The 9,118-nt window shown below is 51.8% G+C and carries 9 protein-coding genes and 2 tRNA genes; 10 read left to right on the plus strand and 1 reads right to left on the minus strand.

Going from position 1 to position 9,118, the window contains the following annotated elements; translation table 11 throughout:
* The 4 genes from pyrG to AC2VLY_RS00410 form a co-directional block, all read left to right on the plus strand.
* On the plus strand, positions 1-972 hold a 972-nt coding region (gene pyrG / locus AC2VLY_RS00395; RefSeq protein ID WP_486921581.1), incomplete at its 5' end, for a CTP synthase.
* Complete coding sequence (kdsA, locus tag AC2VLY_RS00400; protein ID WP_193649615.1) at positions 969-1,814, plus strand: 3-deoxy-8-phosphooctulonate synthase; 846 nt, start codon at positions 969-971, stop codon at positions 1,812-1,814. The genes pyrG and kdsA, both read left to right, overlap by 4 nt.
* The gene (eno, locus tag AC2VLY_RS00405; RefSeq protein ID WP_486893188.1) at positions 1,811-3,091 is read left to right on the plus strand and encodes a phosphopyruvate hydratase; all 1,281 of its coding nucleotides are present in this window, start codon (positions 1,811-1,813) and stop codon (positions 3,089-3,091) included. Before kdsA ends, eno begins: the two co-directional genes overlap by 4 nt.
* A gap of 58 nt (positions 3,092-3,149) precedes the next feature.
* The gene (locus AC2VLY_RS00410; protein WP_193649616.1) at positions 3,150-3,485 is read left to right on the plus strand and encodes an FtsB family cell division protein; all 336 of its coding nucleotides are present in this window, start codon (positions 3,150-3,152) and stop codon (positions 3,483-3,485) included.
* 39 nt (positions 3,486-3,524) lie between these two features.
* Here the strand turns inward: AC2VLY_RS00410 and efp are convergent, their stop codons facing one another.
* Positions 3,525-4,085, minus strand: a complete 561-nt coding sequence (gene efp / locus AC2VLY_RS00415; protein ID WP_010642195.1) for an elongation factor P — start codon at positions 4,083-4,085, stop codon at positions 3,525-3,527.
* A 91-nt stretch (positions 4,086-4,176) separates the two neighbouring features.
* Between efp and AC2VLY_RS00420 the strand changes: the two genes are divergently transcribed.
* The 6 genes from AC2VLY_RS00420 to AC2VLY_RS00445 all read left to right on the plus strand — a co-directional run.
* A complete protein-coding gene (locus AC2VLY_RS00420; RefSeq protein ID WP_300251934.1) occupies positions 4,177-4,494 on the plus strand; it encodes a gamma-butyrobetaine hydroxylase family protein in 318 nt (105 codons plus the stop codon).
* A 15-nt stretch (positions 4,495-4,509) separates the two neighbouring features.
* Positions 4,510-6,369, plus strand: a complete 1,860-nt coding sequence (gene uvrC, locus AC2VLY_RS00425; RefSeq protein ID WP_486893189.1) for an excinuclease ABC subunit UvrC — start codon at positions 4,510-4,512, stop codon at positions 6,367-6,369.
* Positions 6,370-6,384: 15 nt separating this feature from the next.
* Complete coding sequence (gene pgsA, locus AC2VLY_RS00430) at positions 6,385-6,972, plus strand: CDP-diacylglycerol--glycerol-3-phosphate 3-phosphatidyltransferase (protein WP_486893190.1); 588 nt, start codon at positions 6,385-6,387, stop codon at positions 6,970-6,972.
* 21 nt (positions 6,973-6,993) lie between these two features.
* Positions 6,994-7,068, plus strand: a tRNA-Gly gene (locus AC2VLY_RS00435).
* A gap of 39 nt (positions 7,069-7,107) precedes the next feature.
* Positions 7,108-7,181 (plus strand) — tRNA-Cys (locus AC2VLY_RS00440).
* An 864-nt stretch (positions 7,182-8,045) separates the two neighbouring features.
* The coding region (locus AC2VLY_RS00445; protein WP_486921582.1) for an APC family permease at positions 8,046-9,118 on the plus strand (1,073 nt) is incomplete at its 3' end.

Genomic DNA, 9,118 nt, shown 5'->3' on the forward strand with positions numbered 1-9,118 from the left:
GCCAAAATCGCCCTGTTTTCCAATCTCACTGAAAAAGCCGTTATTTCAGCCATTGATACAGACAGTATTTACCGTCTGCCGTTACTTTTCCATGATCAGGGCCTGGATGATCTGGTATTGCAGGACCTGGGCCTGCAGGCACCGGCGCCGGATCTCGGCGCGTGGCAGGGGATTATCCATGCCCTGGAAAATCCCGAAGGGGATATTGTCATTGCCCTGGTCGGTAAGTATGTGGGGCTGACCGAGTCTTACAAGTCGCTGGCGGAAGCCCTGTTACATGCGGGATTGCGTGCCCGGCGCAAGGTGCATTTTCTCTATGTGGATGCCGAAGATATTGAATCCCTGGGTACGGGCATGCTGGCTGAAGCCGATGCGATACTGGTACCTGGTGGATTTGGCGGGCGTGGTACAGAGGGGAAAATTACCGCAATTCGTTATGCCCGGGAAAATAAAGTGCCCTATCTGGGAATTTGTCTGGGAATGCAGTTGGCTGTAGTTGAATTTGCCCGCCATTGTGCCGGGCTGGCCAATGCCAACAGTTCCGAGCTGGACCCGGAAACGCCGGATCCGGTGATTACCCTGATGACCGAATGGTCTGACTCCGAAGGTAATACGGCTTATCGGGAAGAGGGCGGTAATCTGGGGGGGACCATGCGTCTCGGTGAGCAGGAATGTTCTTTGCAGCCGGACAGTCTGGTCGCTAAAGCCTATGCCCAAACCGCCATTTATGAGCGCCACCGCCACCGTTTTGAATTCAATAACCGCTATCGGGCGCCTTTGGCGGCGGCTGGCCTGCAGTATACCGGCTTTTCAGCGGATAGTGCTTTGGTCGAGGTGGTGGAATTGCGGGATCATCCCTGGTTTCTGGGTTGTCAGTTTCACCCTGAATTTACCAGTAACCCGCGTCAGGGCCATCCGCTTTTTGATGCCTTCATGGCGGCGGCTGTTACCCAGCGGGAGAAACGGGCATGAATCTCTGCGGTTTTGAGGTCGGGCTGGATCGTCCTTTCTTCCTGATTGCGGGCCCTTGTGCCATAGAAAGTGAAAAGCTGGCCTTGCAGACGGCGGAAACACTCCGGGACATCTGTCATCGCCTGAATATTCCCTTTATTTACAAAAGTTCTTATGACAAGGCGAATCGTTCTTCGGGCAGCAGTTTTCGCGGCCCCGGCATGGATGAAGGTCTGCGGATTCTCGAAAAAGTGCGCCGGGAGTTGGGCGTACCCGTCATTACTGATGTTCATGAAAAAGAGCATGTGAAAGCGGTTGCCGAGGTTGTGGATGTCCTCCAGACTCCTGCTTTCTTATGCCGTCAGACCGACTTTATTCAGGCCGTGGCTGCAGCCGGAAAGCCGGTCAATATTAAAAAAGGCCAGTTTCTGGCACCCTGGGACATGCTTCATGTTGCCGCAAAAGCCAAGGCGACGGGTAATGCCCGGATTATGGTCTGCGAACGGGGCGCTTCTTTCGGATACAATAACCTGGTTTCGGATATGCGCTCCCTGGCCGTGATGCGCCAGACTGGCTGCCCGGTTGTTTTTGATGCCACGCATTCCGTGCAGCTGCCGGGAGGGCAGGGGGATCGTTCCGGCGGACAGCGGGAGTTTGTGCCGGTACTGGCCAGATCCGCCGTAGCTGCGGGGGTGTCCGGTCTGTTTATGGAAACCCATCCGCGCCCTGCCGAAGCCCTGTCCGATGGTCCCAATGCCTGGCCACTGGGTCGGCTGGAAAGCCTGCTGCGCACCCTTCAACACATTGACCAGTTGGTCAAAGCCCAAGATTTTCCTGAAAATCATCCTGAGGATTTAATATGAACGCCATTGTCCGCATTCAAGGTCGTGAAGTACTGGATTCACGTGGTAATCCTACTGTAGAAGCCGAAGTTCATCTGGAAAATGGGGCCATGGGGCGCGCCATTGTCCCCAGTGGCGCATCGACGGGTGAGCGGGAGGCCATGGAATTGCGGGACGGTGGCTCACGTTATGGTGGCAAGGGCGTACGCAAGGCGGTAGAGCATGTTAATGGTGAAATTCAGGATGCCCTGTTGGGGATGGAAGCGGAAGACCAGGAGCATCTGGATGCTGCTATGTGCGCCCTGGATGGTACTGAAAACAAGTCCCGTCTGGGTGCCAACGCCATTTTGAGCGTTTCCCTGGCCGCTGCCCATGCCGCCGCTCACGCCGCCGGACAGCCGCTTTATCGGTATATTGGTGGCCTGGGTCCGGTGCAGTTGCCGGTACCCATGATGAATGTCATTAACGGTGGTGCCCATGCCGATAATGATGTGGATATGCAGGAATTCATGCTGATTCCTGCGGGTGCGGAATCGTTTTCGGAAGCCTTGCAGATGGGTGTGGAAGTGTTTCACAGCCTGAAAGGGGTCTTGCAGAAGAAAGGATTGGCGACAACGGTTGGCGATGAAGGGGGTTTCGCCCCGAATCTGCCATCCAATGAAGCGGCTCTGGAACTGCTGATGGATGCCATTGCCCAGGCCGGTTATCAACCGGGTAAGGACATCTGGCTGGGTATGGATGTGGCCTCCAGCGAATTTTATCGGGATGGCCGTTATCATCTGGCCAGCGAAAAACGTGATTTAAGCAGTGCGGAATTTGTGGATTATCTGGCTGCGCTGGCTGATCGTTATCCCTTGATCAGCATTGAAGACGGTATGGACCAGAATGACTGGGAAGGCTGGATTACCCTGACAGATCGTTTGGGCGACCGTCTGCAACTGGTGGGCGATGATATTTTTGTGACAAACACCGCCATTCTGCGTGAAGGTATTGAGCGCGGTGTGGGCAATAGTATTTTGATTAAACTCAATCAGATCGGGACGTTATCAGAAACTCTGGCAGCCATTGAAATGGCAAAAACCCATTGTTATACCGCCATTGTGTCGCATCGTTCGGGTGAAACCGAGGATACGACCCTGGCGGATGTGGCAGTGGCCACGGGTTGTGGACAAATTAAAACCGGTTCTTTGTCACGCACCGATCGGGTGGCCAAATATAATCGTCTTTTGCGTATTGAAGAAGAATTGGGTGAGGTCGCACGTTATCCTGGACTTGCAACTTTTTATAATCTCGACTAAAAGGTAATATTATAGAGCGTTTGCTAAGGCGCTTGCATTTCCCGGAGATTATTTCGATATGTTTGATTGGGCGCAGTTCAAAGCCAAAGTGAATACGGCAAAATCAGAAATGCGCCTGGTTGATTTCATGTTGCTCGCCGCTTTGTGTGCTTTGCAATTCCCGCTGTGGTTTGGAACGGGTAGCTGGTTAAATGTGGGTGAATTACATCACAAACTGGAGAGCAAAGAAGTGGTTTTAAAAAAACTGGAAACCCGCAATGATCATCTGGAAGCCAAAGTGGTCAGCCTGCAAAGCGGAGATCGTGCCGTAGAAGAGTTGGCGCGCCGCCATTTGGGGATGGTCAGTAAAGGCGAAATTTTTGTCTGGGTGATTCCGGCAACGGAAAAATCCTGAACAAGCCGCCCGATCGTTTTGCTCAGGCGGTTTTGTCATTCAGGCCCGGTCTATATAGGTTCCATCAGTAGTATTTACCCGGATTTTCTCTCCAGAATTCACAAACTGGGGCACCATCACCGTAATACCCGTTTCCATACGTGCCGACTTGTAGGAGCCTGTTGCCGTCTGTCCTTTGATGGCCGGATCAGCCTCGGTCACTTCAAGAACGACCACCGAAGGTAATTCCACCCCAATGGGGCGATCATTATGCAAATTGACCTGAATTTCCGTATTGGGCAATAAATACCCGGTCTGACCTTCCAGCAGATCTTCGCTGAGAATGGATTGTTCAAAGCTTTCGTTATCCATGAATACATAACCGGTGCTATCGGCATACAAATATTGCATGGTTCGGGCTTCCACAACGGCTTTTTCCATGGTTTCACCCGAGCGGAAACGGGTATTGGATTTGGTTCCTGTTTCGATGTTTTTCATTTCGACCTGAACGAAGGCCCCGCCTTTGCCAGGCTTCACAAAATCCGTTTTGAGTACACGCCAGAGCCCTTTTTCATGTTCCAGAATGTTGCCGGGGCGAATATCAAAGGCCGAAATCTTCATACCATCATCCTTGTGGGCATTCCCTTTAGAGGGCGTGAATTGTACCCTAGAGGCTTATTGCTGACCAGTCCGCTCCTTTAAGAGGTTTCTCATGTCTGACACGCACACCCAGCCCCTGGAAATTCGCCCCTTGATGATCAGTCGGAAGATGGAAATTGACTGGGCAGATGGTCATACCAGTGCGCTCAGTTTTGAATATTTGCGGGTGGAATGTCCCTGTGCGGAATGCAAGGGTCATACCCCGGATGAAGCCCGGGTGATCACCGGCAAGGAAGACGTGAGTATTGTCGATGTGCTGCCGGTTGGAAATTATGCCATTCAAATTCATTTCAGCGATGGCCACAGCACCGGGATTTTTACCTGGGAATATCTGCGTCGTCTGGACGCGCAGCAGGCCGGGACAGTATAAAACCCCGTTAACGTGATGACGCAAGAACCCTCTGAAAACTCTGCCAATCAGGTGCTGGAATCTGATGCACCTTTCGATCTTCGGGAGTTTTTGCGTACGCTGACCAGCCAGCCCGGCATTTATCAGATGTACGGCGTCGGCCGACGCCTGCTTTATGTCGGTAAGGCGCGCAATCTGAAACGCCGCGTGAGTTCGTACTTTCAGAAACAGCGGCATAGTCCCAAAACCCTCGCTATGCTGGCGCAGGTGCAACAGGTCGAAGTGCTCGTCACCCATACGGAAACAGAGGCCCTGGTACTTGAGGCGAATCTCATCAAGCGCCACCATCCTCCCTATAATATATTGCTGCGCGATGACAAAAGTTATCCGTATTTATTGATTGAGACCGGCGTGTCTTTCCCGCAAATGAGTCTGCACCGTGGCGCACAAAAGAAAAAGGGGCATTATTTCGGTCCCTACCCGGCGGTGACGGCATTACGTGAAAGTATGGTGCTGCTGCAAAAGGCCTTTCGTCTGCGGACTTGTGAAGAACCTGCGTTTCGTAATCGCAGTCGCGCCTGCCTGCAATACCAGATTCAACGCTGTAGTGGCCCCTGTGTGGGTCATATTCTCCCTGAAGACTACGCACGGGACGTAAATGATGCCGTCCGTTTTCTGGAGGGCAGGAGTGCCGAGGCCATTCGCAATCTGGGTGAAAAGATGCAACAGGCGGCGGAACAGTTGAATTTTGAAGAAGCAGCCCGACGTCGTGATCAGATTGCCGCCCTGTCCAAAATTCAGGAGCGCCAATATGTGGCGCAAGCGGGTGGTGGCGATTTTGATGTGATTGCCCTGGTCCAGGAAAATGGACAATGGGTCATTTTTGTCAGCTTTATCCGCAATGGTCGTCAACTGGGTGGCAGGGCCTTGTTTCCTCAGCATACTGAAGACCTGCGCGGGCCGGATGTCATGGCAGGTTTTCTCATGCAGTTCTATAATAACAAGGATGTTCCGGGGAATCTTTTGACCAATATATTGCCTCGCAACGGCGCTGCAGTGACGGAAGCCTTGATGACCCAGTCCGGGCATAAAGTGGTTATGGATGTGCCGCAGCGGGGGCCCCGCAAACGCTGGATGGCTATGGCACATACCAATGCCGTGGGGGCATTGCGCCAGCGTACCCAGAACGTCCGTGCGGGGCGGCGGAGAATGTTGTTGCTGCAGGAGTTTTTTGAGCTTCCTGAGTTGCCGCAGAGAGTGGAATGTTTTGATATCAGTCATACCCGGGGTGAGGCGGCAGTGGCTTCCTGCGTGGTTTTCGGTGAAGATGGGGCGATGAAGGAAGCCTATCGTCGTTTCAACATCCGTGATGTGACTGGTGGCGATGATTACGCGGCGATTGAGCAGGCGGTCTATCGGCGCTATGGGCGTCTGCAAAAAGAAGGAATGGCGTTGCCGGAGATTGTTCTGATAGATGGCGGCCCAGGGCAGTTGGCACGTGCCGAGGCGGCACTGGCGATTCTGGAAATTGATGAGATTCAGCTTTGCGGCATATCCAAGGGGACAGCCCGCCGACCCGGAATGGAACTGTTGCATGTGCCCGGTTGGCCGATGGCACGGCAGTTGCCGCCCGATGACCCTGCCTTGTTGGTGATTCAGGAAATCAGGGATGAAGCGCATCGCTTTGCCATTACCGGTCATCGTGCGCGACGCAGCAAAAACCGTCAGGAGTCAGATCTGGATAGCATCACGGGCATTGGTGCCAAACGCCGCATGGCGTTGCTGCGTGCTTTTGGTGGGCTGAAGGGCATTCGCGATGCGGGTCTGGACGACTTGCAACGAGTGGAGGGAATTCATCAGGAATTGGCCCAACGCATTTATGATCATTTTCATTAAGGAAGCTAGCGGACTGTGAAAAAGCGTTTACCCAATTATCTGACCATTCTCCGCATTCTGCTGGTGCCTATATTTGTTGCCCTGTTTTATTGGGGGGGCGAAGCAAGAACCTATGCAGCAACGGCTGTTTTTGCCATTGCCGCCATTACCGACTGGGCAGATGGTTATCTGGCGCGACGCTATCAGGGTGTTTCACCATTCGGAACCTTTCTTGATCCGGTGGCCGACAAGATCATGGTGGTGACCGCCCTGATACTTATTGCCTCTTCGCAAGAAATGCCGCCAGTGCTGGCCGGGATCCTCATCAGTGTGATCGTGGGCCGGGAGATTACCGTGTCTGCCTTGCGGGAATGGATGGCGGAACTTGGTGAGCGCAAAAAGGTGGCGGTGTCCTGGCTGGGGAAGGCCAAGGCGACTACCCAGATGCTGGCCATTTTATTTCTGGTATATCGCGAAGCGTTGTGGGGCGTGTCCGCCCGCATTATCGGAATCGGGCTTTTGGTTGTTGCCGCCATCATGACTTTGTGGAGTATGCTCGGTTACCTGCAAGCTGCCTGGCCCAGTTTGATGGCCTCTGGCCCTGATCTTGACAAGGATGGGTGATACCTTTATCTTTGCGCCCATGCGGGAATAGCTCAGTGGTAGAGCACAACCTTGCCAAGGTTGGGGTCGCGAGTTCGAGCCTCGTTTCCCGCTCCAACATCAAGGGAAAGTTTTACGCTTTCCCTTTTCTTTTAAGGCTGGGTGGCAGAGTGGTCATGCAGCGGCCTGCAAAGCCGCGTACCTCGGTTCGATTCCGGGCCCAGCCTCCAAATAAATTAAAAAAATTCTCCTGCACCTGTCAAATAAACGCTGCATTTATGCGGCTCTTTGCTGAGTTAGGCTTGGTAAGCCAACTGGAACGCTGGTAGATCCACAAGAAACCACCACCACTTGTTTGAGAATGGCTCTAATCCAACGGAAGTCGCCGCCACTAAGGCCGCAAGAAATTTCAGAAGTTGAGGCGGTACAATCAGTTGAGGGCAGAAAATATGGCGAAGAGGTTTGATTGAAAATAATTGGACCCATCCAGTATATTGAGGCCATCGCTGATGGTTCAGGCATTTGGGAGTTGGCGGGTCTCAGGGCGCGGTATGGCGACGGAAACTGGAAAAGAAAAAAGGCATTGCCGTGATAGGCTTGAGCGATGGTAGACAGGCTCTGGCAAGAATGACTGCATAATGAGTATGATGTACCTACTCTCGAAGGTTCCAATAGTGTTAAGCAATGATTATGCATCAACGCGTCAGCGTAGTTATGTTTGCGGTGACTTTATTCTGTTTATCCCGTTGAATCAATCTAAGCGCTGAAATTCACTCATAACTAGCCAATTGTGAATGCAGTTTTAAAATTCATGTGTAAGGCATTTTATGCGTTATATCTGTTGTAATCAGATGTGTTTTGATCTCTATTTTATTTGTTTCATCCATCATATCCAATCTCTTGTTGATGGCTAAGTTTATGATATAAATAATAAATTATAACGTTTCTCATGTTGTTGCATTAATAAAAATTGACATTTTTATATAAATATGAGATATATATAGAAATATTCAATATTTGTTTATTATAAAAATAAATATTATTTGTCCAGCTTAAACGTTTTTTCATGTTTTGTTAATCAGGAGGTTTCGCACATGCCTGTGTCCAGGAAATCCGACACTTCTCAAAAAAATGCTCTAAAACGTGAAGGCGGACTCGTTGGTCTGATATTGGCCTGTGTAGGTGCATCCATAGGTTCTGGCTGGTTATTCGGGCCTTTGTTCACGGCAAAAATGGCTGGCCCGTTGGCCATCGGGTCCTGGATTCTGGGAGCGGCGGCCATTCTTTTGCTGGCCCTGGTGTTTGCCGAGTTGGCACCCATGATTCCGCGTGCCGGAGCAGTCGTCCATCTGGCGCATGTCGGCAATGGACCTATTGTCGGACATATGTGGAGCTGGATTTTATTTCTTTCCTACGCCTCCATCGCCCCGCTGGAAGTGACGGCTGTATTAACCTATGCCAATAACTATTATCCGGGTCTGTTGCAGCCGCATACGGATTTGCTGAGTAGTTTCGGGTTTTTGATCGCCGTGATCATGCTCGGTTTGTTTGTAATCACCAATTTCATGGTGATTGGCTGGGTACTCAGGATCAATAATGCGGCGACCTGGTGGAAAATTGGCATTCCTTTATTAACGGCGGTGATGTTGATTGCGGTGGCCTGGCATCCCGGAAACTTTCACATGCGCGCCGACAATACCCTGAGTGATGTGCATGGCATGTTCATCGCCATTGCCAGCGGTGGGGTCATATTCAGTTTGCTGGGTTTTCGTCATGCCATAGATTTGGCCGGAGAAAGTAAAAATCCCAGGCGGGATGTGCCTATCGCGGTTATTGGTTCGGTGCTGATTGCTTCGGCAGTCTATATCGCCGTTCAGGTTGCTTTTCTTGCTGCGGTGAATCCTGCGGATATTGCCAAAGATGGATGGGTACATTTGCATTTCCAGGGGGTAAATGGCCCCTTTGCGGCCTTGGCAGCGGCGGTGGGCATCGGCTGGTTGGCGACCTTACTGTATGTGGATGCTTTTATTTCGCCCGCAGGCACCGGGCTGATTTACACGACCACTGCGGCGCGGGTTACCTTGGCTACGGCTGAAACTGGTGCAGCACCCATGTGGCTGAACAAGATCAATCGCCATGGTGTTCCCTGGGTGACACTTATTCTCTT

This window comes from Acidithiobacillus sp. TH-A36 (assembly GCF_057473445.1).

Excerpts from the sequence above, each read along its gene's own strand:
- kdsA (WP_193649615.1), top strand. The coding sequence starts at position 969 with ATGAATCTCTGCGGTTTTGAGGTCGGGCTGGATCGTCCTTTCTTCCTG.
- eno (WP_486893188.1), top strand. The coding sequence starts at position 1,811 with ATGAACGCCATTGTCCGCATTCAAGGTCGTGAAGTACTGGATTCACGT.
- AC2VLY_RS00410 (WP_193649616.1), top strand. The coding sequence starts at position 3,150 with ATGTTTGATTGGGCGCAGTTCAAAGCCAAAGTGAATACGGCAAAATCA.
- efp (WP_010642195.1), bottom strand. The coding sequence starts at position 4,085 with ATGAAGATTTCGGCCTTTGATATTCGCCCCGGCAACATTCTGGAACAT.
- AC2VLY_RS00420 (WP_300251934.1), top strand. The coding sequence starts at position 4,177 with ATGTCTGACACGCACACCCAGCCCCTGGAAATTCGCCCCTTGATGATC.
- uvrC (WP_486893189.1), top strand. The coding sequence starts at position 4,510 with ATGACGCAAGAACCCTCTGAAAACTCTGCCAATCAGGTGCTGGAATCT.